The sequence below is a fragment of the Solwaraspora sp. WMMA2080 genome, from assembly GCF_027497395.1.
Taxonomy (GTDB): domain Bacteria; phylum Actinomycetota; class Actinomycetes; order Mycobacteriales; family Micromonosporaceae; genus Micromonospora_E.
The window spans coordinates 1,111,054-1,133,770 of record NZ_CP114910.1 but is presented as its reverse complement, the minus strand read 5'-3'; the positions used below and the strand labels follow the sequence as shown (position 1 = coordinate 1,133,770).

The window sequence follows — 22,717 nt, the reverse complement described above, 5'->3', positions numbered from 1 at the left end:
GACCTCTCTAGTATCAGAGCGTCACGTGCCGGTCACGCAGGCTGGGCGTCACTACCGGTACGCGACCGTCCCCCCGCCAGGAGGTGAACCATGCCCGAACTCCGTGCCGCCGAACCCCGCAGCTACCCCTTCACCGCGCCTGACCGTCTCAACCTCGACGACACCTACCGGCAACTGCAGCAGGACCGGACGCTGGTACGGGTCCAGTTGCCGTTTGGGGAACCGGCCTGGCTGGCCACCCGGCACGCCGACGTCCGGTTCGTCCTCGGCGACGCCCGGTTCTCCCGCGCCGCCAGCGTCGGCCGTGACGAACCACGGATCACCCCCCGACAGATCGAGGGCGGAATCCTGTCGATGGATCCGCCGGAACACACCCGGCTCCGACGCCTGGTCGCCAAGGCGTTCACCGGCCGGCGGGTCGAACAGCTCCGACCACAGACCCGGCAGTTCGCCGACGAACTGCTGACCGGCATGATCGGCGACGGGCCGCCAGCCGACCTCGTCGAACGGTTCGCCACCCCGCTGCCGGTCCGGGTCATCTGCGAACTGCTCGGCGTCCCCTACGCCGACCGGGAACACTTCCACACTTGGAGCGAAGCGGTCGTGTCCACCACCTCGCTCTCCCCCGAGCAGGTAACGGGGTATCTCGAGAACCTGCACGGCTACATCGCCGGACTGGTGGAACAGCGCCGCCGGCACCCGACCGACGACCTGCTCGGCGCCATGGTCCACGCCCGGGACACCGACGCGAGCCGGCTCACCGAGACCGAACTCGTGCAGCTCGCCGCCGGACTGCTGGCCGCCGGCCACGAGACCACCGTGACCCAGATCCCCAACTTCGTCTACGTCCTGCTCACCCAGCCGGACCAGTTCGCCGCCCTGCGCGCCGACCCGGCCCTGGTGCCGGGCGCCGTCGAGGAACTGACCCGGTACGTTCCGCTCGGCGCCGCCTCCTCGTTCGCCCGGTACGCCACCGTCGACGTCGAGGTCGGCGGAGTACTCGTCCGGGCCGGTGAACCGGTCATCGGATCGTTGTCGGCGGCCAACCGCGACCCCGAGGTCTTCACCGACCCGGACCGGCTGGACCTGACCCGGACCGTCAACCCGCACGTCGGCTTCGGCCACGGCGTACACCATTGTCTCGGCGCCCAACTGGCCAGGATGGAGCTGCAGGTGGCGGTGGAGGCGGTGGTGCGGCGGCTGCCGCAGCTACGGCTGGCCGTACCCGAGGATCAGCTGGTGTGGAAGACCGGCCTGCTGGTCCGCGGGTTGAACGCGATGCCGGTGACCTGGGGTTGATCCTCCTCCGCCGGGCCCGACGCGCGGCCCGGACCATGCCGGCCATCGGACGTGAACCGTTCCAGTCCCCCACGGCCGGTGCCGTGGGTAACCCCGGAGGTGGCGATGAACCAGCGGTCCTGGCAGGTCAGCGTCGACGAGCAACGGTGCGTCGGGTCCGGCATCTGCGCCGGTACCGCGCCGGGGCACTTCAGCCTGGTCGACGGGGTGTCCCAGGGGCCCGCGTCCGACATCGATCCGGCCGAAACAGTCATCGACGCTGCTGAATCATGCCCGGTCGAGGCAATTCTGGTCCGCGACGCCGACGGCACCCCGCTGGCACCGCTGCCCTGACCCGGCGGGTCGGGGCCGACCGACGGCCATCCGGATCTGACCGGAGGCGGACCGGACCACCACCGACGGTCGACTTGCTCACGGCCGCCCCGGTCGACCACGATTCCTCCCGGCACGCATGCGTCCGGTCCCGGCGCTCGGCCCACGAGACGACCGACTCACCTGCGGTCGGTACCTCCCTGACCCGCCCGGAGTCGATCGCGATGAACCGTTGCCCCGTCCGCACCGAACTACCAGGGGTGAAGCAACGACGAGCCGCCCGGTGGGCCCGGCACGCCGCAGCCGGTGCCGCGGCACTGCTCCTCGGCGGCATGCTGGTAATGGTCGCCCCCGCCGGCCCGGCGGCCGCACACGCGGTGCTGGTGACGGCGGAGCCCGCCCCCGGATCGGTGCTGGGCAACTCGCCCCGGGAAGTGGTGCTGACCTTCAGCGAACCGGTGCGCCCGGTCACCGGGCGCCTGCAGGTACTGGCGCCGGACGGGAAGCGGATCGACGACGGAACACCACGAACCGACGGGACCACCGTCACCCTCCCGGTCCGGGTCGCCGACCGCCCGCTCGGCACCTACCTGGTCAGCTACCGGGTGATCTCGGCGGACAGCCACCCGGTGGGCAGCGGCTACACGTACTCGGTAGGAGCGCCGTCCGCGACGGTGCCCGAGCCGCGCGACGGCGGGCAGCGGCTGCCGGTGGCGGTCGCCGTGACCACCGCGAAGTACGTCGGCTACGCCGGGGTGGTACTCGCCGTCGGCCCCGCGCTGCTGCTGGCGCTGCTGTGGCCGCCCCGGCTGGGCCGCCGGCCCGGCAAGGTCATGGTCGGCACCGGGCTCGGGCTGATCGGCCTGGCCACGGTGGCCGGCCTGTACCTGCAGGCGCCGTACTCGACCGGCAGTGGCCTGCTGGAGGTCTCCGCCGGGGACCTGGCCGCCGTCGTCGACAGCGGGTACGGGCTTGCGCTGCTCGGCCGGCTGGTGGTCCTGGCCGCGGTGGCGGCGCTGGTGTCCCCGGCCCTCGCCGGGGTCGGCGGCACCCGTCGCGGGCTGGCCCTCGTCGGGCTGGGCGTGGCCGGGCTGGTCACCTGGCCGCTGACCGGTCACGCGGTGGCGGCGCCGGTACCGCCGGTCAGTATCGCCGCCGACACCGTGCACATCGCCGCGGTCGGGGTGTGGATCGGCGGGCTGGTGACCCTCGGCGCGGTCCTGCTGCGCCGCACCCACCCCCGTGTCCTGGGCCGGATCCTGCCGGTCTGGTCCCGGTGGGCGACGGTGGCGGTCTGTTGGCTGCTGCTCGCCGGTGCCGTCCAGGCGCTGATGGAGACCGGCGGCCCGACCGCACTGGCCACCACCGGGTACGGGCGGTTGGTGCTGGTGAAGATCGCGCTGGTGGCGGTGCTGCTGTTGACCGCCGGGTACGCGCGACGGCTGGTCGGGCGGTGGCGGGCGTCGCACGTACGGCGACTCACCGGCCTGGTCGGTGTCGAGGTCGCGGTGGCGGTGGCGGCTCTCGGGGCCAGCGCGGTACTGGTGCAGACGACTCCGGCCCGTACCGCCGTCGTCGAGGCTCAGGCCCTCGGGCAGGACACCTTCGCTCAGACGCTGACCAGCTCGCTGTACACCCTCCAGTTCGACATCTACCCGGTGCAGCTCGGCGAACACAACACGGTGCACGCCTACGTGTACACGCCGGAGGGCGCGCCGGTACAGGTGGAGGAGTGGACGATGACCACTTCGCTGCCGGCACAGGACGTCGAGCCGGTAACGACTCTGCTGCTGGGCGTGGACGACAACCACGCGGTCGGCGCGGTCGCGTTTCCCGTGCCGGGCGAGTGGGAGCTGCGCTTCACCATCCGGTTGTCCGACGTCGACCAGGCGACGGTCCGTACCACCGTGCCGGTCCGCTGAACCGGCTGGCGGGCCGGTCTGCGGCAAGGAGACCTGGTCAGGCGACAGCGGTCACTGTTCGGTGAGCCGCCAGTGGGTGGTGCCGCCGGAGCCGACCAGTTCGCCCTCGTCGTCGGCGGGCCCGGCCCCGGTCGGGTCCGCCGGGACGGCGCGGTGGCGGCGGCTGCGCCACCAGACGACGGCCGCGCCGATCGCCGCTCCGCCGGCCAGGCCGGCCAGCAGCAGTCCCATCCCGGTGCCGGCGTTGCCGTCCGAGCCCGCTGCGGCGGCCTGCGCCGGCGGGTCCTGGGCGGCTGCCGGTGCCGGGTCGCCGTGGTGGGCTCCGTGACCGGCGGCCGTCGGGTCGGCCGGTCCGAGGGTCAGCACCGGGCCGGGCCGCGGCGCGTTCGGGCCGCCCCAGTGGACCACGGTGCCGTCGGAGTAGGTCTGGGTCACCGCGAATTCGATCCGGTCCGTGTCCGGCAGCGGGCCGACCGAAACGGTCAGCAGCACCGGCGCCGGTTCGTCGGCGGGTGGAGAGACCAGCTGCCAGGTGATGCTCTCGGTGGCCTCGGTCATCAGGCCTCCGTGCAGGCCGGGCAGCGGCTCCGGCAGGGCCCGGTTGATGATCCTGGGTGCCCAGTCGTCGACCGACATCGGGTAGACCTCGGCGATGGGCAGGTCCGCCGGCAGATCGAGGCGCACCTCGGCGGTGTGTGCGTCCGGCCGTTCCTGCGGAAGTTCGAAGGTCAGCTGAATGCCGGCCCCACGAGGTGCCTGGGTCGGTTCCAGGCCGATGTTGGCCGCAGCCACCGCCGACCCGGACAGCACGACCGCCAGCACCGAACCGGACAGCACCGCGCCGATCCGGACGGCGTTCGCGCGCAGACAGTTGACCATGAGCCTCGCCTCCCGTACGTCAGCGGCCGCTGCCGCCGGAACCTGATCCACCGGTAAGGAGTTCGGCGGACGGGGCCGAACGGTTCAATCCGACCACGGACCTTTTTCGCCGGGTGGGGCGGGGGAGATCGGCGGCGGCACCGCGGGTGGGCATGGCCACACGTACGGTACGGGGGCGAGGTCGCCGAAGCGGGGGCGGTAGTGGTCGGGGTCCTTGTGTACCAGTGCGGCGCGGTGCGACAGGTGCAGGTCGGCGCGGCCGAGCCAGGCCGGTAGTGCGCAGGCGGCGCCGAGTTCGGCCTGGTCGCGGATCAGGGTGCGGCCGGTCGCGGCGGTGAATTCGCGGCGCAGGGTGTCGGCGACGGTGTCGGCCCGGCCGGGCCGGGTCCATTCGGCGCAGACCGTCAGGCCGTACCGGACCAGCGCCTCGGGGTGGCCGCGCCACATCCGGACCGCCGGGTGGTGACGCCAGCCGTACCCGGGCACGGTCAGGCCGCGTAGCACCTGCAACGCTTCGACGCGCTGCTTGCCGAGGCGTCGGGCGTCGAGCGCGGCGGCGCTGGCCGTGAAGTCGGGGTACGGCAGGAACGTCTGCATGGGTGCCGTGGGCCGGCCGAGGTGGTCAGTCCGGCCGGTCTTCGGGTTCGCTGTCGTCGTCGGCGACCGGCGGATGGGGACCGTACGGTGAGGCCTGGCCGGCCGGGACGGGACGGTCGCCGCCGCCGCGACGCCCGGGTCGGCGGTCGGCTCCGTCGGGATCCTTGCTCTCCTGGACCAGCGGGTTGTCCCCGCTGCGACGCATTTCCGGTTGCTGGATGTTGGTCACGATCCCTCCCGGTGATCTGGTCGGTCGTCATCCGGCTACCCGGTACCGGCGGTGACATGCCGGCGGGGGGTCGGGCTAGCCCGACCGAGGGTGGCTGGTCATCCGCCCGCCGGCCGGCGGCGCTCATCCCGGCCGGCGGGCATGGCGTCCGGGGTGCCGGGTATCTCGGTGCCCCGACGAGCGCTGAGCGAGGAGGAACCACGATGAGAAGGACCGTAGTGACCCGGCTGGGGCTGTTGGCCGGGCTGACCGCCGTCGCGTTGATCCCGGCGACCGCGCACGCGACAGCACCGTCCGAGCAGGACAGCGAATACCTGCGTACGATCCACCAGGTCAATCTGGCCGCTGTGCAGATCGGGCAGTTGGCGCAGGACAAGCAGGATGCCGACCAGGCGGTGAAGGACCTGGGTGGTGACATGGTGGCCGACCACACCCGGCTGGACGAGGAGGTCGCCCGGGTGGCCGGTGAGGTCGACGTCGCCCTGCCCGACTCACCCACCCAGGAGCAGCAGGACGTGGTCACCCAGCTGAACGGGTTGTCCGGTGCCGAGTTCGACACGGCGTTCGTGGAGAGCCAGTTGGCGGGCTACGCCAAGGCGATCGAGGTGAACAACGCCGAGATCTCGCAGGGCTCCGACGAGCGGGTGGTGAACCTGGCGCAGGAGGCCGGACCGGTGCTTGAGGACCTGTACGCGGCGTTGCAGGGCCTCGCCGCACAGCTCGGGCTGCCGACCTCGCCGAGTCCCGGGGTGAGCCCCACGGTTGACCCGACCGCGCCGGGCACGACGACGCCCGAGCCGACGGTCAGCCCGACCCTGCCGTCGCCGACGGTCGACCCGCAGACGCCGCTGCCGGCGCAGAGCTGACCTGCGGGCCGCGTTTCCGCGCCGGTGCGGTCGGCCCGGACCGACCGCACCGGCGCGGAACCGGACGAGATGATCGCTCACAGTGGTCGACCGGGGTGGTGCACAGTCCGAAACGGGGCTGGCACATCGACCGCACATACCGTAACGTGACGGCTCACACACCGCGCGCATCAGCGGATATCGGCTCATGCGAATGCCTCAGCATCCTCCCTCCCCGGCGTCCGTCGCCACCCGACCGGAGGTTCGACGTGGATTTCGTCATCACCAGGAGCTACCAGGGCACCACGGTACGACTCGCCTTGCACGGTGAACTTGACCTCGCCACAGCCGGCGAGGTCCGCGACGCGGTCACCGCGTTGCTCGCCCGGTCCGCACCCGAGCGGATCGTGCTGGACCTCACGTGCGTCAGCTTCATCGACTCGACCGGGATCGGCAGCCTGGTCGCCTGTCACCAGGCTGCCGGGGTCAGCGGCAGCCGGCTCGAGCTGGAGAACATCAGCAGCTTCACCCGACGGCAGCTGTGGGCGACCGGGCTACTCGGACTGTTCGGCTTCCCCGCCGACCACGCGACGCCGACCGACCTGCCGGTGGGGCGCTGACCGTACGGTCACAGCACCCGGCCCAGTTGGGTGTGCCGGCTGCGCCGCGACTGCCGACTGGCCCACCGGGCCTCCACGACCCGCAGGTAGCAGGCGGTCAGCGGACCCGGGTGGTACGTGGTGGCGGCGAAACCCCACTGGGAGGCCAGGCTCTCCCCCCGACGGAGGAGGTTGTCCACATCGTGCAGGGTGAGCCGCAACCGCCGTACCGCCGTACCGATCACCGCACGGCGCACCGGCACGGCACGCCGGGCCTCGATGTCGGCGACGTCGACGTGCTCGCCGAACTGGTAGCCGACGATGCGGATCACCTCATCGGCGGAGACCGGTTCGCGGCCGGCGGCGGTCAGGCGTACCGCGGTGTCGGCGAAGCAGCGCAGCTCGGTCAGCGGGAACCCGCTACGACTCAACTGGTCGACAACCGTCACGAAGGCCCCCTCGACCACCCCGAACAGGGCGATCGGGTCCAGGCCGGCGCCCCGGCGCTCCAACCGGTGGATGAGCCAGGACTGGCCGAGGACGCAGGCCCGCAGGTGGTGTCCCTCAAGCGTGGTCAGCAACTAGCCCTCCCCGGTCGGCATCCGTCCCGAACCCGGACGGAGCGCCCACGCCAGCCGGGTGATGGAGCTATCCACCGTCCGGCCACCAAAACCGACCAAACGTTACCGCGTACCGTACGTCGAGCCGAACTCCGGGGCGACGACGGCACCTACCAACTGTTTGATTGATTAGTCACGCAACTGCCCTGTCGCCGGGTCAGCGTAGCGAGACCCGGCACGGGGCACCGAGCGGGATCGGACGACTCAGGAGCACTGGTCGGGACACCGGATCCGGCCGTCAACTGGGCGATGCCGCAACGGTCTGGCAGGATGGGTACGCATGTGCGGACTTGCGGGTGAGCTGCGCCGCGACGGTTCCCGCGCCGACATCGGCGCGGTGGAGCGGATGGCGGCTACAATGAGTGACCGGGGGCCCGACGACGGAGGCTCCTGGTCACACGGAAGTGTGGCCTTCGGACACCGGCGCCTGAAGATCATCGACCTGTCGGCGGCCAGCAACCAGCCGATCGTCGACTCCGCCGCCGGCCTGACCGGCGTCTTCAACGGCTGCATCTACAACTACCGGGAGCTGCGCGAGCAACTGCAGGCACGGGGCCACAGGTTCTTCTCGTCGGGCGACAGCGAGGTCGTCGTCAAAGCCTACGCCGAGTGGGGCGTCGACTTCGTCGACCATCTGGTCGGCATGTTCGCTGTCGCGATCACCGAGCGCGACAGCGGCCGGTTGGTCCTGGCCCGCGACCGGCTCGGCATCAAGCCGCTGTACGTCGACGAGCGCTCCGGCGTGGTCCGGTTCGCCAGCACCCTGCCGGCGCTGCTGGCCGGCGGCGGGGTGGACACCGGCATCGATCCGGTGGCACTCGCCCACTACCTCAGCTTCCACAGTGTTGTCCCCGCGCCGCGGACGATCCTCAACGGCATCCGCAAGCTGCCACCGGCCACCGTCCGGGTCTACCAGCCCGACGGCCGGGTGGACGAGCGCCGCTACTGGGATCCGCCGTTCGGCCGGGACCCCCGCCGCGCCGACTGGTCGGAGCAGGACTGGCAGGACGCTCTGCTCGAATCGTTGACCACCGCGGTGCAGCGCCGGATGGTCGCCGACGTGCCGGTCGGCGTCCTGCTCTCCGGTGGGCTCGACTCCTCGCTGGTCGTGGCACTGCTGGCCGAGCAGGGTCAGCGTGATCTGGCCACCTTCTCGATCGGCTTCGACGCAGTCGGTGGGCGGGAAGGCGACGAGTTCGTCTACTCCGACCTGGTGGCGCAGCGGTTCGACACCGACCATCATCAGATCCGGGTGGCCGCCCGGGACCTGGTGCCGCCGCTGGAGGCCGCCGTCGCGGCGATGAGCGAACCCATGGTCAGTCACGACTGCGTCGCGTTCTACCTACTCAGTCAGGAAGTCGCCAAACACCTCAAGGTGGTGCAGTCCGGCCAGGGTGCCGACGAGATCCTCGGCGGGTACCACTGGTACCCGCCGCTGGCCCGCGTCGGCCGTGACCAGGCGCTGGACACCTACGCCACGGCCTTTTTCGACCGCGACGCCGCCGGTCTCGCCCAGGTGCTGAACCCGGAGTACCTCGCCGTCGGTGATCCCGCCCGTGAGTTCGCCGCCGCCCACCTGGGCCGCGCCGGCGCGCAGGACGCGGTCGACGCGGGGTTGCGGATCGACACCACGGTGATGCTCGTGGACGATCCGGTGAAGCGGGTCGACAACATGACCATGGCGCACGGCCTGGAGGCCCGCGTGCCCTTCCTCGACCACGAGTTCGTCGAGCTCGCCGCCACCTGCCCGCCCGAGCTCAAGCTGGCCCAGGGCGGCAAGGGGGTACTCAAGGAGATCGGCCGTCGGGTGCTGCCCTGGGAGGTGATCGACCGGCCGAAGGGGTACTTCCCGGTACCCGGGCTGACCCACCTGGAGGGCAAGCTGCTCGACCGGGTCCGCGACGCCCTGCACGCGCCGCCGGCCCGTCAACGCGGGCTGTTCCGCGACGGGTACGTCGACGGGCTGCTGCGCGACCCGAACGCCGAACTCACCCCGCTGCGGGGCAACAAGTTGTGGCAACTCGGACTGCTGGAGATGTGGCTGCAGAACCATGGCATTGACTGACGACACGAGCGCCCCCCGCCCCGACTCCCCCGCCCCCCGGCGGGAACGGATCGGCCCTGGAGGCGACCCGGTCGTCCCGGGCGATCCGCCGGCCAAGCCCACCGACAGCGCCGACGTCATCCTGGAGTGCGGCTGGGGCCGGCTGGTCTTCGGTCAGACGTTCGCCGACCCCTCCGACGTCGCCGACGTGCTGCGTTCGGAAGCCGCCGGGTCCCGCGACATCTGCATCTACCTGCCCGACCCGCACGTGCTGGTGTCGCGGCTGCCGGACGAGCTGTTCATCGACCCGTCGCTGACCTTCCGGCTGGACCTCACCCAGGTGCGCGAACCACAGCCACCGGAGCCGGGGCTGCGGATCCGGCCGCTACGCGACGATTCCGACGCCGACGCGGTCAACCGGATATACGCCCACAACGGGATGGTCACCGCCCCGGTCGACATTCTGGTCGACAACGCCACGACCGAACGCTTCGTGCACCTGGTCGCCGAAAACGTCACCGGTCAGGTCGTCGGCACCATCACCGGCATCGACCATGTGGCGGTCTTCGACGACCCGGACAACGGCTCCAGCCTATGGTGCCTGACCGTTGACCCGCTGCACGCGCCACCCGGCACCGGCCAGGCGCTGCTGCTGGAGCTCGCCGGCCGGCTCGCCGACCGCGGCCGGGTCTACGTCGACCTGTCCGTGCTGGCGGAGAACGACGGCGCGATCCGCCTCTACGAACGGCTCGGATTCGAACGCACACCGACGCTGTGCGTCAAACGCAAGAACCCGATCAACGAACGGCTTTTCCTGGCCAGCATGCCGGACGGCTACGACGAGCTGAACCCGTACGCCCGGATCGTCGCCGACGAGGCGATGCGCCGCGGCATCCGGGTCGAGGTCATCGACGCGTCCTGGGGCGAGCTGCGGCTGACCAACGGCGCCCGCAGCATCGTCACCCGCGAGTCGCTGTCCGAGCTGACCTCGGCGGTGGCGATGAGCCGGTGCGACGACAAGCGGGTGACCCGGCGGGTGCTGCTCGACGCCGGGTTGGCCGTACCGCACGGCCGAACCGCCACCGGCGACGCCGACGACGAGGCGTTCCTCGCCAAGGTCGGTGAGGTGGTGGTCAAACCGGCCCGCGGCGAACAGGGCACCGGGATCACCGTCGGCGTCACCGACCCGACCGCCTTACGGGCCGCCGTCGACCTGGCCCGCAGGCACTGCCCGCAGGTGCTGATCGAACAGCGGCACCAGGGGGAGGACCTGCGGGTCCTGGTGATCGACCACGAGGTGGTGGCCGCTGCGGTCCGCCGCCCGGCGGCGGTGACCGGCGACGGCGTACACACGGTGGCCGAGCTGATCCGGCGACACAGCCGGCGGCGGGCCGCGGCCACCGGCGGCGAGTCGAAGATCCCGCTGGACGACCTGACCCGTGAAGTGGTCACCGAGGCCGGGCACGCGATGGACGACGTGCTGCCGACCGGCGAGGTGCTGACCGTGCGGCGGACCGCGAACCTGCACACCGGCGGGACGATCCACGACGTCACCGACCGGCTGCACGCCGAGCTGGCCGCAGCGTGCGTGGCCGCCACCCGGGCGCTGGCCATTCCGGTGGCCGGGATGGACCTGCTGGTGACCGCTCCTGATCAGCCCGACCATGTCTTCATCGAAGCCAACGAACGGCCCGGACTGGCCAACCACGAGCCGCAGCCGACCGCGGAACGCTTCATCGACCTGCTGTTCCCCGGCACCAGCGCGCAGCAGCGGCGGTGGAGCCCGCCCGGACCCGGCGGGGCGCCGGCAACGCCGTGATCGGCGGCGGTACGGTCTTGGCATGCCGGCCGACCCGAACCTCCCCGCCCCCCTGAAACTGGACCTCGACTACCTGCAGCAGGTGATGCTGGAGCTGCTGGACATCCCCAGCCCGTCCGGCCGCACCGACCACGTGCAGCAGTACGTCGGGGAACGGCTGTCCGCTCTCGGCATCCCGTTCACGGTCACCCGGCGGGGCGCGCTCAGCGCCTCGCTGTGCGGGCCGCGGACCACCGGCGCGGACCGGGCGATCGTGGTGCACACCGACACGATCGGCGGCATGGTCAAACGGTTGAAGGAGAACGGCCGGCTGGAGCTCAAGCAGATCGGCACCCACAGCGCCCGGTTCGCCGAAGGCGCCCACGTGCGGGTATACACCGACAGCCTGGACCGGGTGATCACCGGCCAGGTGCTGCCGTTGAAGGCCAGCGGCCACCGCTACAACGACGGCGTCGACCTGCAGGGTGTCGGCTGGGAGCAGGTCGAGGTGCGGGTCGACGAACCGGTCACCGACATCGCCGGGCTCCGCGCGCTCGGCATCGACGTCGGCGACTTCGTGGCGATGCTGCCGGCACCGACGATCACGCCCAGCGGCTACGTCAAGTCCCGCCATCTGGATGACAAGGCGGGGGTGGCGGCGGTGCTGACCGCGGTGAAGGCGATGGTTGACGCCGGCCAGCAGCCGCCGGTCACCGCCCACCTGCTGATCACCTGCACCGAAGAGGTCGGGCACGGCGCCAGCCACGGGCTCGACCCGGACGTGGCCGAGATCGTCTCGGTCGACGCCGCAGTGGTGGCCCCCGGCCAGCAGTCCCGGGAGGACGCCGCGACCCTGGCGATGGGCGACGGTGTCGGCCCGTTCGACTACCACCTGACGCGCAAGCTGGCCGGCCTGGCCGTCGATCACGACGTGGACCTGGTCCGCGACGTGTTCGACTACTACCGGTCGGACGTGGCGGCGGCGGTCGAGGCCGGCGCGCACGCCCGGGTGGCGCTGCTCGGCTTCGGGGTGGACGCCACCCACGGTCACGAACGCACCCACCTGGAGGGGCTGCGGCACCTCACCCAACTGCTCTGCCTCTATCTGCAGAGTGAGCTGGTGTTCCCGGAGTGGGACGCCGAACCGGACGGTGACCTGGCCGACTTCCCGTCGCTGGCGGTGCAGCCGGCGCAGGAGGAGGGGCCCCGGGAAGGGCCGATCGGGGTGGCCTGACACCCCCGGGCGGCGAGCGGCCTCAGCGCCGGTCGCCAAGCAGGGTGGCCAGCACCGCCGGGTCGCTGGCCGACGCGGCCTGGGCCCACGCCTCGTACTGCACCGAGGCGTCCAGGCCGGACGAGGCGGCGACCCGGACGCTCTGCTTGACGTGGCGTACCAAATGCGGATCCAGGTCGGCGTAGCGGTGCGCGGCGGCCAACGCGGCGGCCAGCGGATCGTCGACCACGTCGAGCACCAGGCCGAGCTCGTGGGCCCGGGCGGCGTCGAGCATCGCGCCGTCCAGCAGGATCTGCATGGCCCGCTGCGGGCCGAGCGCGTCGACCAGGAAATAGGTGCAGCCGCCGCCGGGGTGCAGGCCGATCCGGGTGAACGTCGCCCCGAACCGGGCGCGGGGGCCGGCGATCCGCTGGTCGCAGCACATCGCCAGGTTGAGGCCGGCACCCACCGCAGGTCCCTGCACTGCGGCGATGGTCACCAGGTCCAGGTCGCGCACCGCGAGGAAGCTGCGGTAGATGTCCTCCAGGTCGCGGCGGGTCTGGCTGACCGGCCGGACCGGGCCGCCGAAGATCTCGTCGAGGTGGGCACCCGAACAGAACGCGGTGCCGGCGCCGGTGACGACCAGGACCCGGGCGTCGCGGTCAGCGGCGACGCGCGACACCGCCTCGGCCAGCTCCCGCTTCATCACGGCGCCGATCGCGTTGCGCCGGTCGGTATCGTCGAGGGTCAGCACCCGCACGCCCGGATGGTCGGCGGTACGCAACGATACGGTCTGCATGTCAACTCCCGATCCGGTCGGTCACGGTCCACCGCCACAGGTCGCCGCCGTCGGCGACCACCATGCCCAGGATATGGGACGCCACGCGGGTGGCGACCGGCTCGTCGCGCCAGGCGAGCAACCGGCCGGTGCAGCGGTGCAGCGGGTGTTCCCGGGTGACGCCCACCGCGCCGTGCAGTTGGTGCGCCAGCCGGGCCACCGTGGTGGCGGCCCGGCCGAGGACCACCCGGGCGGCGGCGACCCGGCTCGCCGCGTAGTCGCCGCCCCAGGCGGCCAAGGCGCCGCGCAGCGCCACCCGGCTCTGCTCCCGCTCCCCCGCCATGGTCGCCACCGCGTGCGCCACCGCCTGCTGGGCCAGCAGCGGCCGACCGAACTGGGTGCAGACCCGGACGTGTTCGATCGTCAACTGACAGGTCCGTTCGACGGCGCCGAACAGCGCGGCGGCCCGCAGCAGCGACTCCCGGCACCGCACGTCGGCGACGTGCGGTGCGGTCATCGCCACCCGTAGCGGTACGCAGCCCCGCAGGGCGACCCAGTCCCGGGGTTCGCCGGCGAGGTTGGTACCCGGGGTGACGTGCAGCCCGTCGGCGCCCGGGTCGACCCGGGCCAGCACCGGCCGCCGGCCGGCCGTCGTCGGCCGCGCCGCCTGCCGGTGGTGTACCGGCAGGCGCTCTACTACCACGGCGGCACCGCCGCCCACCACGGCGACCGCCCCTACCCGATGTGCATGAACGTCCCCGGGCTGAAGATCATCGTGCCCAGCAACGGACCGGACCTCAAGGGCCTGCTCAGGACAGCCATCCGCGACGACAACCCGGTGCTGTGCTTCGAGGACGCCAACCTGTGGGCCCGCCGCGGCCGGGGGCCGGCACCGGCCGACGACGAGCACCTGGTCCCGTTCGGCGTCACGGCGATTCCCCGGGCCGGCTCCGACGTGGCCGTGATCGGCATCGGCGGCGGCCCTCGATGCCGCCGACCAGCTCGCCGCCGACGGCATCTCCGTCGAGGTCGTCGACCCACGCACCCTGGTCCCGATGGACTGGCCGACCATCGTCGCGTCGGTGGCCAGGACCGGCCGCGCCGTCGTCGTCGACCCGGCCAACCGCACCTGCAGCGCGGCCAGCGAGATCGCCGCACGCTCGGAGAGAGGTGAGCATGGAGACCGAGGTGCGTCTGCCGCAGTTCGGCATGGGCATGTCCGAAGCCGAGGTGATGCAGTGGTACGCCGCCGACGGTGACCGGGTCGAGGAGGGCGCCGACCTGGTCGAGGTGGAGGCGGAGGTCGAATCGGCCGCCGACCAGCGGTAGACGTCACCACCACCAGGGGATACGGCCGGCGGGACGGTTCCCCGCCGGCCCGCCCGGCGGTAGGTTCGGACCGGACCTGTGTGACGACGATGTTCCAGGAGGGTTCCGATGAGCCAACACGTCCGGGGTGTGATCTCCCGGAGCACCGGTACGCCGGTCGAGGTCGCCACGATCGTCGTACCGGACCCCGGCCCGGGCGAGGCGGTGGTGCGGGTACAGGCCTGCGGTGTCTGCCACACCGACCTGCACTACCGTGACGGCGGCATCAGCGACGACTACCCGTTCCTGCTCGGCCACGAGGCGGCCGGCACCGTCGAACAGGTCGGCGACGGGGTGACCGACGTCGCCCCCGGCGACTTCGTGGTGCTGAACTGGCGTGCCGTCTGCGGCACCTGCCGGGCCTGCGTCCGGGGCCGACCCTGGTACTGCTTCGCCACCCACAACGCCACCCGGAAGATGACACTGACCGACGGCACCGTGCTCTCCCCCGCGCTGGGCATCGGCGCCTTCGCCGAGAAGACCCTGGTACACGCCGGCCAGTGCACCAAGGTGGACCCGGCGGCCCGGCCGGCCGCCGTCGGCCTGCTCGGCTGCGGAGTGATGGCCGGGCTGGGAGCCGCGATCAACACCGGCGGCGTCGGCCGCGGCGACTCCGTCGCGGTCATCGGTTGCGGCGGCGTCGGCGACGGCGCGATCGCCGGGGCCGCCCTGGCCGGTGCGACGACCATCATCGCCGTCGACACCGACCCCCGGAAACTGGACTGGGCGCGCGGCTTCGGCGCCACCCACACTGTGGACGCCCGGCAGACCGACGTGGTGGAACGGATCCAGGAGCTCACCGGCGGGTTCGGCGCCGACGTCGTCATCGACGCGGTCGGCCGCCCGGAAACCTGGAAACAGGCGTTCTACGCCCGGGACCTGGCCGGCACCGTCGTCCTGGTCGGCGTACCGACCCCGCAGATGCGCGTCGAACTGCCGCTGCTGGACGTGTTCGGTCGCGGCGGCGCGCTCAAATCCAGCTGGTACGGCGACTGCCTGCCGTCGCGCGACTTCCCGATGCTGACCGAACTGAACCGGCAGGGCCGCCTCGACCTCGACGCCTTCGTCACCGAGGAGATCCCGCTCGACCAGGTCGAGCAAGCCTTCGACAAGATGCACCACGGTGACGTGCTCCGCTCGGTGGTGGTGTTCTGATGTCCACCCGGATCGACCACACCGTCACATCCGGGACGTTCTCCCTGGACGGGCAGACCTTCGATGTCGACAACAACGTCTGGGTGGTCGGCGACGGCACCGAATGCGTGGTGATCGACGCCCCGCACGAGGTCGAGGCGATCCGCGCCGTCGTCGGCGCGCGTACCGTCCGGGCGATCGTCGCCACCCACGCCCACGACGACCACATACGGGTCGCGGCGCGCCTGGCCGACGAGACCGGCGCGCCGGTGCTACTGCACCCGGCCGACCAGGTGCTCTGGGACCAGGTCCACCCGCGGCGGCCGCCGGACGCCGCGCTGGCCGACGGGCAGCAGCTCACCGTCGGCGGCACCACGCTGCGGGTCCTGCACACCCCCGGGCACAGCCCCGGTGCCTGCTGCCTGTCCGCGCCCGAGCTGGGCGTGGTGTTCACCGGCGACACGCTGTTCGCTGGCGGCCCGGGAGCCACCGGCCGCTCCTACAGCGACTTCGGCACGATCATCGCGTCCATCCGCGACCGGCTGTTCACCCTGCCGGACGACACGATCGTGCACACCGGACACGGCGACAGCACCACGATCGGCGCCGAACGGCCGCACCTCGACGAGTGGATCGCCCGCGGCCATTGACCGGCATTTCGCGACCGGTGCCGCGTCACCCGGCCGCCGTCGCGGGTCCGACGCCGGCCGCCAGCGACGCCGGCAGCGGCCGGCCGCCGAGCGCCGGACCGTTGGTCTGCAGGTGACACGAGACGTGACCGCCGTCGTCCACCGGCACCGCCGCCGGCATCTCGACCCGGCAGCGGTCCAGCACCAGCGGGCAGCGGGTATGGAACGGGCAGTCGGACGGCGGCGCGACCGGGCTGGGCAGCTCACCGACCGGCGACGCGGCCCGCACGCCGCGCTGGCGGCGCCGGGCCGCGCCCGGCACGGCGGCGAGCAACGCCCGGGTGTACGGGTGGGCCGGTGCGGCGAACACCCGCGCGGTCGGCCCGGTCTCCACCACCCGGCCCAGGTACATGACCGCCACCCGGGCCGCGACATGCCGTACGGCGAGCAGGTTGTGGCTGATGAACAGCAGGGCCACCCCCCGTTCCCGCTGCAACACCCGCAACAGCATGAGGATCTGGTTCTGGGTCGACACGTCCAGTGCGCTGACCGTCTCGCCCGGCGCCACTGTCAGGTCCACGCCGCGTACCGCCTGCACCGGCGCGGCCCGGCGGCCGAACAGCGACCGGCCCGGGAACGTGACGTGCAGGTCGGAAAGGCGCAGTAGTTCACTCATCGGTCATCGCCTCCGGGTCGAGCAGGCAACGGCTCGCGTGTCCGTCGGCCGTGCGACGCAGCACGATCGGTCCGCTGCGACAGGCGTCGCGGGCGTACCGGCAGCGCGGCTGGAACCGGCAGCCGGACGGCAGTTCGTCCGGGCCGGGCGGGGCACCGGGGATCCAGGTCAGTTCGCCGTCGACGGCGGCGTCCGGCGCGGCGGCCAGCAGTGCCCGGCTGTACGGATGGCGGGAACCGGCGAGGAAGGTGTCGATGTCGCACTCCTCGACGACCTGGCCGGCGTACATCACCACCACCCGATCGCACACTTCGGCGACCACCCCGAGGTCGTGGGTGACCAGCAGGACGGCCAGCCCGAACCGGTCGCGCATCTCGTGCAGCAGATCCAGGATCTGCGCCTGTACGGTGACGTCCAGGGCCGTCGTCGGTTCGTCAGCGACCAGCAGTTTCGGCTCGCAGGCCAGCGCGATGGCGATCAGGACCCGCTGCAGCATGCCGCCGGAGAAACTCGTGCGGGTACGCCCGGGCCCGGGACCGGGCGTCCGGCACGCCGACCAGGTCGAGCAGTTCGACCGCCCGGTCGGCGGCCGCCCGGCGGGACAGCCCCCGGTGCCGGCGTACCGACTCGGCGATCTGCTCGCCGACGGTGAACGCCGGGTGCAGGCTGGACATCGGCTCCTGGAAGATCATGGAGATCTGGTCGCCGCGGACGTCCTCCCAGCCCCGACGGGACAACCGGTACAGGTCGGTCCCGTCGAGCCGGACCGTGCCGCCCCGACCCGCAGGTCCCGGGGCGGCAGCAGCCCCATCAACGCCAGCGCGGTGGTGCTCTTGCCGCAGCCCGACTCCCCGACCAGCCCCACGGTCTCACCTGCGGCCACCTCGAACGGCACTTTGTGAACGAGGTCGGTCCAGCCGCCGGCGGCGGCGCTACCCACCGCGACGGTGAGGTCGGTGACCTGCAGCACCGCGCCGGTGACCGGCGCCGGTTGAGCGGTGCTCCTGGCAGATTCGGTGCTCCTGGCGGGTGTGGTCAACGCGGGCTCCTGGATTCGCGGCCGAGCGAGTCACCGACGCCGTCGGCGAGCACGTTCGTGGCCGGCACGGTCGAGGTGATCACCGCGCCGGGGGCGACCGCCAGCCACCAGGCGGTGTCGACGTACGGCAGCGCTCGGCCGAGCAGCGCGCCCCAGCTCGCGTCCGGCGGCTGGACACCGAGCCCGAGGAAGCTCAGACCGGCCTCAGCGAGCATGGCGAACCCACTGGCCACCGCCACCTGCACGACGACCGGGCCGGTGATGTTCGGCAGCACGTGCCAGCGGACCAGCCGACCCAGCGGGGTGCCGATGACCCGCGAGGCGTCGATGTACGTCTCGTGGTAGACCTGCAGGACACTGGTGCGGGTCAGCCGGGCGAACCGCGGCACGAACACCACGCCGACGGCGATCATCGCCTGGCTGAGCCCTGGGCCGAGCACGCCGATCGCCAGCAGCAGCGGCGGAAAGGCCATCACCCGTCGACGATCCGCATCAGCAGCCCACCGGGCAACGCCGGCAGCAGCACCGCGAGCAGCCCGATCGGCACTCCGAAGCCGACCCCGACCGCGAGGGACTGCAGCACGGCCAGCAGCAACGGCCGGGCGCCGACGATGAGCCGGCTCAGCAGGTCCCGGCCCAGGTCGTCGGTGCCGAGCAGGTGTCCGCCGGTGGGTGGCTGCAGCACCGCGTTGAAGATTGAGTTGCCGAGATCGCCCGGACCGCGTCGGTGAGCCACCGCCAGTACCGCACCGGCCACGGCTCGTCGAGGTTGAGCCGGTCCCGGGTGAGAGCGATCTGTTCGGCGGTGGCGTTCTCCCCGGCGATCCGGACCGCCGGGTCGCCGGCGACGAAGATCGCGATGCCGTGCACCACGAGTGTGACGAACAGCAGCAGCGGCACCATGGTCAACAGGCGCCGGCCGACGAGTCCGATCATGTCCTCACCATGCCTGATCGTCGTCGTGCCGACGCCGGGGAACTCCAGCTTGCCGGCGAGCCAGTTCTCCAGGCCACCACCTTGTCGCTGTACGCGACGTTGCTGTACGGGAAGTCGAGGACGACGTCGAGGGCGTCGGTGATGATCCGGGCCGACAGTTGCCGGGCCAGTTCCTGCCGATGCGTCTCGTCCGTGGTGGCCTGCAGGTCCTGGTAGAGGGCGGTCACCTCGGGCGTGGTCACTTTGCCCGGGTCGGCGAAACCGTTCTCGGCGATGACCAGCCCGACGGTCTGTGACGGATCCGGCCGGCCGGTCCAGTTGATCGCTCCGGCGTCGCCCTGGCCTTCGACGTAGAAGGAGTTGGCGAAGTTGACCGTCTGGGTGATCTCGACATTGAGACCCACCTCCGCCAGCTGTGCCTGCAGCGCCTCGGTCAGCTGGGTCTACGCGGGGGCGTTCTGGTTGATGAACTCCAGGGTGTGGCCCTCGGGTACGCCGGCCTCGTCGAGCAGCTGCCGGGCCCGCTGTGGATCGTAGGGGTACAGGTCGGCGACGGACTCGTCGTGGGCGAAGTACCCGCTCGGGAACGGCTGGACCGCCGGCTCGCCGAGGTCGAACAGCAGGCCGCTGACCAGGTCCTCACGGTTGATCGCATGGTTGATTGCCCGCCGTACCCGCACGTCGTCGAGGTACTCGCGGGACAGGTTGAGCTGCAGGTGGTAGAACTGCAGCACCGGGGCGGAGTCCACCACCAGACCGGCCGACTCGGCCGCGGCGACGTTCGCCGCGTCCAGGATGGTGGCGTCGATCGAGTCGGTCCGCAGCGCGTTGAGCCGCTGCTGGGAGTCGGTGATACTGGTGAACTCCATCCGAGCGGCGGCGGCCGCATCCGGGTCCCAGTAGTCGGGGTTGCGCTCGTATGTCGCGCTGGAGCTCGGCTGGTACTCGGTGACCCGGTACATCCCGGTGCCCACCGGATTGCGGGCCAGGTCGGCGTCGAACGCCGCCGCCGACTCTGTCCCGCGGGACAGGGGCACGAGAGATCAGCTGATCGCTCGTAGCTGCCGGCCGGACTGCCGCCCCGACTCCGTCATTGCGGCGACCAGGTCCTCGCGGGCCCGAGCGACCCGGGACCGGATCGTCCCGACCGGGCAGCCGCAGACCTCGGCGGCCTCGGCGTAGCTCAACCCGAGCACCTGGGTCGCCACGAACGCCTCCCGGCGGTCGGCGGCCAGGCCGGCCAGCAGCTGACGCAGCGCCACGGCTTCTTCGAAGCGTGGGCCGACGACCACGGCCTCGGCCACCGCCTGCCAGTCGGCCAGATCGGCGACCCGGGGCCGCACCACGACGGCGCGGATATGGTCGACGGCGACCCGCCGGGCGATGGACAGCAGCCAGGTACGCGCGCTGGAGCGTCCAGCGAAGCGCGGCAACGACCGCATCGCCCGCAGGAACGTCTCCTGGGCGAGGTCCTCCGCCTCGGTGCTGTCCACCAGATGGGTGAGGAACCTCTGCACCTGACTTTGGGTGGCCTGGACGAACGACGTGGCGGCCGCCCGGTCACCGTCGCGGGCCGCGAGGGCCCAACGGGTGATCTGGGCGTCGTCCGGTGCGGCGTGCGGCATGACTGGAAGGGTATCCGGCAAGCCTCCCCCGCCATAGTCCACCCGCCCGGTGGCGTCTTCCCGGCCGGGCGCCACCCCGGTGGGAACCGTCCCGGCGGGCAGGCCGACTATTGACATGTGGGGTGCGTGGACTTTCGTGAGCTGTTGTCGGCCGAACTCGACGGGGAGACCGACGTCGCCGAGTCGGCTGCGGCGCGGGACCACCTGACCGGCTGTGCCGGTTGCCGGGACTGGTACGCCGATGCCGCCGTGGTCACCAGTCTCGCCCGGCGGACCGGCCCGGAACCGGTCGGTGCCATCGACGAGTCGGTGCTCGACGCACTCGCGCCGCCCCGACGGCTGGCCGCCGCCCGGGTCGCCCTGCTGCTGCGGTACGCCCTCGGCGTCCTCGGAATCGCGCAGTTCCTGCTCGGCGCGGCCCAGATCGGCGGCGTCGCCGACGGCCATCTGCATGTTCCCGATCCGGTCGGTGGGACCGCACCCAACCACCTGTGGCACGAGTCCGCGGCCTGGAACGTCGCCCTCGGCGCCGGCTTCGTGTGGATCGCCGTCCGGCGCACCCGGCCGGCCGGGATGCTGCCGACCCTGACCGCGTTCGTCGCGGTGCTGGCGCTGCTGTCGGTCAACGACGTGATCACCGGGCGGGTCGACTACCCACGGCTGCTCAGCCACGGCCTGGTCGTCGCCGGGTACCTGCTCATCCTGGCGCTGCGCAGACGCGGTGGCGACCCAGACACGTCACCGGGCGACGCTGGCCGCACGCGGTCACGCTGGCGCGTCGAACTCGACGAGGAACCACCGGCGGCCAACCCGACACCGTTGCGGGTGGTCCGGGGCGGCGTGGCCAGCATCCGCCACCGCCGGGACCGGGCGGCCTGACCCGTCGTCCCGGGTGCCGTTGATCTGACAACCCGGCCGGACAACCTCCGCTCCCCCTGACGGGACATGGTGACGACGGACCAGCCTCCGGCTTCGTCCGGCAGACATCCGCAACGACACCACCGTCCCGTCACGGCCAGGGAGCAGTCATGCCGGCCACCACGCCCGACGAGCGTCCGACGAGCGCCCAGATCGTCAGCAGGTACCTCGCCGGAGCGCCGATCCGGCGCATCGCTGCCGAGCTCGGCGTGTCGTACAGCTACGTGCACCGGCGACTGCACTACTCGGGTGTGCCTATCCGCAGTCGCGGCGGACGCCGCCCGGATCCGACCGTCCATGCTGACCGTACACCTGAGCCTGAGCACAGCGCAGGGAGCGCCGATCAGGACACACTGGACTAGATCGCGCCGCGTACGGTTAATCGTCTTGCCTGGGTCCTAGACTGACGGACGTACCTCCTCCGCCCCTCGTGATGACCACCCGGTCACCGATCACATTGGTCAGAGAGCCGCCATGGTTGACTGCCGAATCCGGCTGTATCCGCCGGGCCGGCTCGTCGCGGAAGGTGCCAAGCAAGTGTCCGCTTCACCGCTACACGACCAGGGAGACAATGGTGACTTCCCGCAGCCGACGAGAGCACATACTCCACCGGGCTGGCGCGCTGTTCGCCAGCCGGGGCGTCGCCGGCACGACCGTCCGCGAGATCGCCGACGACGTGGGCATCCTCTCCGGTAGCCTCTACCACCACTTCGAGTCCAAAGAAGCGATGGTCGACGAGATCATTTCCAGCTACCTCGCCGACCTGCGCGCCCGCTACCAGCAGATCCTCGACGGGCCGGAAGGGCCGGACGACCAACTGCGGCAACTCATCCGGGCCTCGCTCGAGTGTGCCGCCAGCCACCCGCACGCCACCGAGATCTATCAGAACGACGCGAACTACCTGCGTGGTCTACCCCGGTTCGGCTACCTGAAGGGCGTGGCCAAGGAGGTGGAGAGCGTCTGGCTCACCGTCATCGACGCCGGACGCCGGGACGGTACTCTGCGCTCCGACATCGACCCGAAGACCTTCTACCGGCTCACCCGCGATGCAGTGTGGCTCACCGTGCGATGGTTCAGGCCGGGCGGCAAGTACTCGCTCAACCGGCTGATCAACGACTGCACCACCCTCTTCCTGGACGGCATCGCCGCACGCCGCTGATCAGCGGCGCTCCGGCCGGCCCGGCGATGCGCCGCAGTCCACTGGATGGTTGAGCAACGCTCCCACCCGCCGCTGCAGCTTTGACGCCGGTCGGCCGA

31 protein-coding genes are annotated in these 22,717 nt (G+C 71.8%); 15 read left to right on the top strand and 16 right to left on the bottom strand.

The window, feature by feature from the left end:
* The first annotated feature begins 90 nt into the window (after window positions 1-90).
* The 3 genes from O7543_RS04965 (at window position 91) to O7543_RS04955 (ending at window position 3,533) form a co-directional block, all read left to right on the top strand.
* Complete coding sequence (locus O7543_RS04965; RefSeq protein WP_281554940.1) at window positions 91-1,299, top strand: cytochrome P450; 1,209 nt, start codon at window positions 91-93, stop codon at window positions 1,297-1,299.
* A 105-nt stretch (window positions 1,300-1,404) separates the two neighbouring features.
* The gene (locus O7543_RS04960) at window positions 1,405-1,632 is read left to right on the top strand and encodes a ferredoxin (RefSeq protein ID WP_281554941.1); all 228 of its coding nucleotides are present in this window, start codon (window positions 1,405-1,407) and stop codon (window positions 1,630-1,632) included.
* 311 nt (window positions 1,633-1,943) lie between these two features.
* A complete protein-coding gene (locus O7543_RS04955) occupies window positions 1,944-3,533 on the top strand; it encodes a copper resistance protein CopC (protein WP_281567480.1) in 1,590 nt (529 codons plus the stop codon).
* A 51-nt stretch (window positions 3,534-3,584) separates the two neighbouring features.
* On the opposite strand, the gene O7543_RS04950 is transcribed toward O7543_RS04955, so the two are convergent.
* From O7543_RS04950 to O7543_RS04940, 3 genes are read right to left on the bottom strand one after another with little or no spacing between them, the layout of a single operon-like run.
* Window positions 3,585-4,463: a DUF1775 domain-containing protein gene (locus O7543_RS04950; RefSeq protein ID WP_281554943.1), complete on the bottom strand. Its 879-nt coding sequence runs from the start codon at window positions 4,461-4,463 to the stop codon at window positions 3,585-3,587.
* A gap of 33 nt (window positions 4,464-4,496) precedes the next feature.
* A complete protein-coding gene (locus tag O7543_RS04945; protein ID WP_281554944.1) occupies window positions 4,497-5,009 on the bottom strand; it encodes an MSMEG_6728 family protein in 513 nt (170 codons plus the stop codon).
* Window positions 5,010-5,034: 25 nt separating this feature from the next.
* Entirely contained in the window at window positions 5,035-5,238 is a 204-nt protein-coding gene (locus O7543_RS04940) for a hypothetical protein (protein WP_281554945.1), read from the bottom strand.
* A 203-nt stretch (window positions 5,239-5,441) separates the two neighbouring features.
* Here O7543_RS04940 and O7543_RS04935 point away from each other — a divergent pair, with 203 nt between their 5' ends.
* Together O7543_RS04935 and O7543_RS04930 are read left to right on the top strand one after the other, a co-directional pair.
* Window positions 5,442-6,104 (top strand): DUF4142 domain-containing protein, encoded by a 663-nt coding sequence (locus O7543_RS04935; RefSeq protein WP_281554946.1) that lies wholly within the window; start codon window positions 5,442-5,444, stop codon window positions 6,102-6,104.
* 248 nt (window positions 6,105-6,352) lie between these two features.
* Window positions 6,353-6,703 carry an STAS domain-containing protein gene (locus O7543_RS04930; RefSeq protein WP_233605831.1) on the top strand — a complete coding sequence of 117 codons (351 nt, stop codon included), beginning with the start codon at window positions 6,353-6,355 and terminating at the stop codon, window positions 6,701-6,703.
* 8 nt (window positions 6,704-6,711) lie between these two features.
* On the opposite strand, the gene O7543_RS04925 is transcribed toward O7543_RS04930, so the two are convergent.
* The gene (locus O7543_RS04925; protein ID WP_281554947.1) at window positions 6,712-7,263 is read right to left on the bottom strand and encodes a hypothetical protein; all 552 of its coding nucleotides are present in this window, start codon (window positions 7,261-7,263) and stop codon (window positions 6,712-6,714) included.
* Between the two features lie 319 nt (window positions 7,264-7,582).
* Here O7543_RS04925 and O7543_RS04920 point away from each other — a divergent pair, with 319 nt between their 5' ends.
* The 3 genes from O7543_RS04920 to O7543_RS04910 are packed head-to-tail and all read left to right on the top strand — an operon-like array spanning window position 7,583 to window position 12,378.
* Window positions 7,583-9,367, top strand: coding sequence for an N-acetylglutaminylglutamine amidotransferase (locus tag O7543_RS04920; protein WP_281554948.1), 1,785 nt, complete (start codon window positions 7,583-7,585; stop codon window positions 9,365-9,367).
* Window positions 9,360-11,165 (top strand): N-acetylglutaminylglutamine synthetase, encoded by a 1,806-nt coding sequence (ngg, locus tag O7543_RS04915; protein ID WP_281567345.1) that lies wholly within the window; start codon window positions 9,360-9,362, stop codon window positions 11,163-11,165. The genes O7543_RS04920 and ngg overlap by 8 nt, the downstream gene beginning before the upstream one ends.
* A gap of 22 nt (window positions 11,166-11,187) precedes the next feature.
* Window positions 11,188-12,378, top strand: a complete 1,191-nt coding sequence (locus O7543_RS04910; RefSeq protein WP_281554950.1) for an osmoprotectant NAGGN system M42 family peptidase — start codon at window positions 11,188-11,190, stop codon at window positions 12,376-12,378.
* 22 nt (window positions 12,379-12,400) lie between these two features.
* Here the strand turns inward: O7543_RS04910 and O7543_RS04905 are convergent, their stop codons facing one another.
* Entirely contained in the window at window positions 12,401-13,156 is a 756-nt protein-coding gene (locus tag O7543_RS04905) for an enoyl-CoA hydratase (RefSeq protein WP_281554951.1), read from the bottom strand.
* A gap of 1 nt (window position 13,157) precedes the next feature.
* Window positions 13,158-13,838: an acyl-CoA dehydrogenase family protein gene (locus O7543_RS04900; protein WP_281554952.1), complete on the bottom strand. Its 681-nt coding sequence runs from the start codon at window positions 13,836-13,838 to the stop codon at window positions 13,158-13,160.
* On the opposite strand from O7543_RS04900, the gene O7543_RS04895 reads away from it, so the two are divergent.
* From O7543_RS04895 to O7543_RS04880, 4 genes are all read left to right on the top strand, one after another.
* The gene (locus tag O7543_RS04895; protein WP_281554953.1) at window positions 13,812-14,309 is read left to right on the top strand and encodes a hypothetical protein; all 498 of its coding nucleotides are present in this window, start codon (window positions 13,812-13,814) and stop codon (window positions 14,307-14,309) included. The genes O7543_RS04900 and O7543_RS04895 overlap by 27 nt on opposite strands.
* Window positions 14,310-14,311: 2 nt before the next feature.
* Window positions 14,312-14,464, top strand: a complete 153-nt coding sequence (locus tag O7543_RS04890; RefSeq protein ID WP_281555588.1) for a lipoyl domain-containing protein — start codon at window positions 14,312-14,314, stop codon at window positions 14,462-14,464.
* Window positions 14,465-14,572: 108 nt separating this feature from the next.
* Complete coding sequence (locus O7543_RS04885) at window positions 14,573-15,658, top strand: S-(hydroxymethyl)mycothiol dehydrogenase (protein WP_281554954.1); 1,086 nt, start codon at window positions 14,573-14,575, stop codon at window positions 15,656-15,658.
* Window positions 15,658-16,287 carry an MBL fold metallo-hydrolase gene (locus tag O7543_RS04880; RefSeq protein ID WP_281554955.1) on the top strand — a complete coding sequence of 210 codons (630 nt, stop codon included), beginning with the start codon at window positions 15,658-15,660 and terminating at the stop codon, window positions 16,285-16,287. Before O7543_RS04885 ends, O7543_RS04880 begins: the two co-directional genes overlap by 1 nt.
* Before the next feature lie 25 nt (window positions 16,288-16,312).
* Here O7543_RS04880 and O7543_RS04875 read toward each other — a convergent pair whose 3' ends face one another.
* The 10 genes from O7543_RS04875 to O7543_RS04830 are packed head-to-tail and all read right to left on the bottom strand — an operon-like array spanning window position 16,313 to window position 20,542.
* Window positions 16,313-16,942 (bottom strand): oligopeptide/dipeptide ABC transporter ATP-binding protein, encoded by a 630-nt coding sequence (locus O7543_RS04875; protein ID WP_281554956.1) that lies wholly within the window; start codon window positions 16,940-16,942, stop codon window positions 16,313-16,315.
* Entirely contained in the window at window positions 16,935-17,438 is a 504-nt protein-coding gene (locus O7543_RS04870) for an oligopeptide/dipeptide ABC transporter ATP-binding protein (protein WP_281554957.1), read from the bottom strand. Before O7543_RS04870 ends, O7543_RS04875 begins: the two co-directional genes overlap by 8 nt.
* A complete protein-coding gene (locus tag O7543_RS04865; protein WP_281554958.1) occupies window positions 17,377-17,634 on the bottom strand; it encodes a hypothetical protein in 258 nt (85 codons plus the stop codon). The genes O7543_RS04870 and O7543_RS04865 overlap by 62 nt, the downstream gene beginning before the upstream one ends.
* Window positions 17,631-17,981 carry an ATP-binding cassette domain-containing protein gene (locus O7543_RS04860; protein ID WP_281554959.1) on the bottom strand — a complete coding sequence of 117 codons (351 nt, stop codon included), beginning with the start codon at window positions 17,979-17,981 and terminating at the stop codon, window positions 17,631-17,633. The genes O7543_RS04865 and O7543_RS04860 overlap by 4 nt, the downstream gene beginning before the upstream one ends.
* Complete coding sequence (locus O7543_RS04855; protein WP_281555589.1) at window positions 17,978-18,454, bottom strand: ABC transporter permease; 477 nt, start codon at window positions 18,452-18,454, stop codon at window positions 17,978-17,980. Before O7543_RS04855 ends, O7543_RS04860 begins: the two co-directional genes overlap by 4 nt.
* Window positions 18,454-18,666 carry a hypothetical protein gene (locus tag O7543_RS04850; protein WP_281554960.1) on the bottom strand — a complete coding sequence of 71 codons (213 nt, stop codon included), beginning with the start codon at window positions 18,664-18,666 and terminating at the stop codon, window positions 18,454-18,456. The genes O7543_RS04855 and O7543_RS04850 overlap by 1 nt, the downstream gene beginning before the upstream one ends.
* Window positions 18,603-18,917 carry a hypothetical protein gene (locus O7543_RS04845; protein WP_281554961.1) on the bottom strand — a complete coding sequence of 105 codons (315 nt, stop codon included), beginning with the start codon at window positions 18,915-18,917 and terminating at the stop codon, window positions 18,603-18,605. Before O7543_RS04845 ends, O7543_RS04850 begins: the two co-directional genes overlap by 64 nt.
* On the bottom strand, window positions 18,914-19,321 hold the full coding sequence (locus tag O7543_RS04840) for a hypothetical protein (protein WP_281554962.1): 408 nt from the start codon (window positions 19,319-19,321) through the stop codon (window positions 18,914-18,916). The genes O7543_RS04845 and O7543_RS04840 overlap by 4 nt, the downstream gene beginning before the upstream one ends.
* Before the next feature lie 39 nt (window positions 19,322-19,360).
* Entirely contained in the window at window positions 19,361-19,954 is a 594-nt protein-coding gene (locus O7543_RS04835) for an ABC transporter substrate-binding protein (RefSeq protein ID WP_281554963.1), read from the bottom strand.
* A 6-nt stretch (window positions 19,955-19,960) separates the two neighbouring features.
* Entirely contained in the window at window positions 19,961-20,542 is a 582-nt protein-coding gene (locus tag O7543_RS04830) for a sigma-70 family RNA polymerase sigma factor (protein WP_281554964.1), read from the bottom strand.
* A gap of 126 nt (window positions 20,543-20,668) precedes the next feature.
* Here O7543_RS04830 and O7543_RS04825 point away from each other — a divergent pair, with 126 nt between their 5' ends.
* The 3 genes from O7543_RS04825 to O7543_RS04815 all read left to right on the top strand — a co-directional run bounded on the left by O7543_RS04825 (window position 20,669) and on the right by O7543_RS04815 (window position 22,619).
* Window positions 20,669-21,421, top strand: a complete 753-nt coding sequence (locus O7543_RS04825; protein WP_281554965.1) for a zf-HC2 domain-containing protein — start codon at window positions 20,669-20,671, stop codon at window positions 21,419-21,421.
* A 149-nt stretch (window positions 21,422-21,570) separates the two neighbouring features.
* Window positions 21,571-21,822: a helix-turn-helix domain-containing protein gene (locus tag O7543_RS04820; protein WP_281554966.1), complete on the top strand. Its 252-nt coding sequence runs from the start codon at window positions 21,571-21,573 to the stop codon at window positions 21,820-21,822.
* 209 nt (window positions 21,823-22,031) lie between these two features.
* Window positions 22,032-22,619: a TetR/AcrR family transcriptional regulator gene (locus O7543_RS04815; protein ID WP_281554967.1), complete on the top strand. Its 588-nt coding sequence runs from the start codon at window positions 22,032-22,034 to the stop codon at window positions 22,617-22,619.
* Window positions 22,620-22,717: the final 98 nt, after the last annotated feature.

What these genes read in the sequence shown, in the direction of transcription:
- O7543_RS04965 (WP_281554940.1), top strand. Translation starts at nt 91, where the DNA reads ATGCCCGAACTCCGTGCCGCCGAACCCCGCAGCTACCCCTTCACCGCG.
- O7543_RS04960 (WP_281554941.1), top strand. Translation starts at nt 1,405, where the DNA reads ATGAACCAGCGGTCCTGGCAGGTCAGCGTCGACGAGCAACGGTGCGTC.
- O7543_RS04955 (WP_281567480.1), top strand. Translation starts at nt 1,944, where the DNA reads ATGCTGGTAATGGTCGCCCCCGCCGGCCCGGCGGCCGCACACGCGGTG.
- O7543_RS04945 (WP_281554944.1), bottom strand. Translation starts at nt 5,009, where the DNA reads ATGCAGACGTTCCTGCCGTACCCCGACTTCACGGCCAGCGCCGCCGCG.
- O7543_RS04935 (WP_281554946.1), top strand. Translation starts at nt 5,442, where the DNA reads ATGAGAAGGACCGTAGTGACCCGGCTGGGGCTGTTGGCCGGGCTGACC.
- O7543_RS04920 (WP_281554948.1), top strand. Translation starts at nt 7,583, where the DNA reads ATGTGCGGACTTGCGGGTGAGCTGCGCCGCGACGGTTCCCGCGCCGAC.
- O7543_RS04910 (WP_281554950.1), top strand. Translation starts at nt 11,188, where the DNA reads ATGCCGGCCGACCCGAACCTCCCCGCCCCCCTGAAACTGGACCTCGAC.
- O7543_RS04905 (WP_281554951.1), bottom strand. Translation starts at nt 13,156, where the DNA reads ATGCAGACCGTATCGTTGCGTACCGCCGACCATCCGGGCGTGCGGGTG.
- O7543_RS04890 (WP_281555588.1), top strand. Translation starts at nt 14,312, where the DNA reads ATGGAGACCGAGGTGCGTCTGCCGCAGTTCGGCATGGGCATGTCCGAA.
- O7543_RS04885 (WP_281554954.1), top strand. Translation starts at nt 14,573, where the DNA reads ATGAGCCAACACGTCCGGGGTGTGATCTCCCGGAGCACCGGTACGCCG.
- O7543_RS04880 (WP_281554955.1), top strand. Translation starts at nt 15,658, where the DNA reads ATGTCCACCCGGATCGACCACACCGTCACATCCGGGACGTTCTCCCTG.
- O7543_RS04875 (WP_281554956.1), bottom strand. Translation starts at nt 16,942, where the DNA reads ATGAGTGAACTACTGCGCCTTTCCGACCTGCACGTCACGTTCCCGGGC.
- O7543_RS04870 (WP_281554957.1), bottom strand. Translation starts at nt 17,438, where the DNA reads ATGCTGCAGCGGGTCCTGATCGCCATCGCGCTGGCCTGCGAGCCGAAA.
- O7543_RS04865 (WP_281554958.1), bottom strand. Translation starts at nt 17,634, where the DNA reads ATGATCTTCCAGGAGCCGATGTCCAGCCTGCACCCGGCGTTCACCGTC.
- O7543_RS04855 (WP_281555589.1), bottom strand. Translation starts at nt 18,454, where the DNA reads ATGGCCTTTCCGCCGCTGCTGCTGGCGATCGGCGTGCTCGGCCCAGGG.
- O7543_RS04845 (WP_281554961.1), bottom strand. Translation starts at nt 18,917, where the DNA reads ATGATCGGACTCGTCGGCCGGCGCCTGTTGACCATGGTGCCGCTGCTG.
- O7543_RS04830 (WP_281554964.1), bottom strand. Translation starts at nt 20,542, where the DNA reads ATGCCGCACGCCGCACCGGACGACGCCCAGATCACCCGTTGGGCCCTC.
- O7543_RS04820 (WP_281554966.1), top strand. Translation starts at nt 21,571, where the DNA reads ATGCCGGCCACCACGCCCGACGAGCGTCCGACGAGCGCCCAGATCGTC.
- O7543_RS04815 (WP_281554967.1), top strand. Translation starts at nt 22,032, where the DNA reads ATGGTGACTTCCCGCAGCCGACGAGAGCACATACTCCACCGGGCTGGC.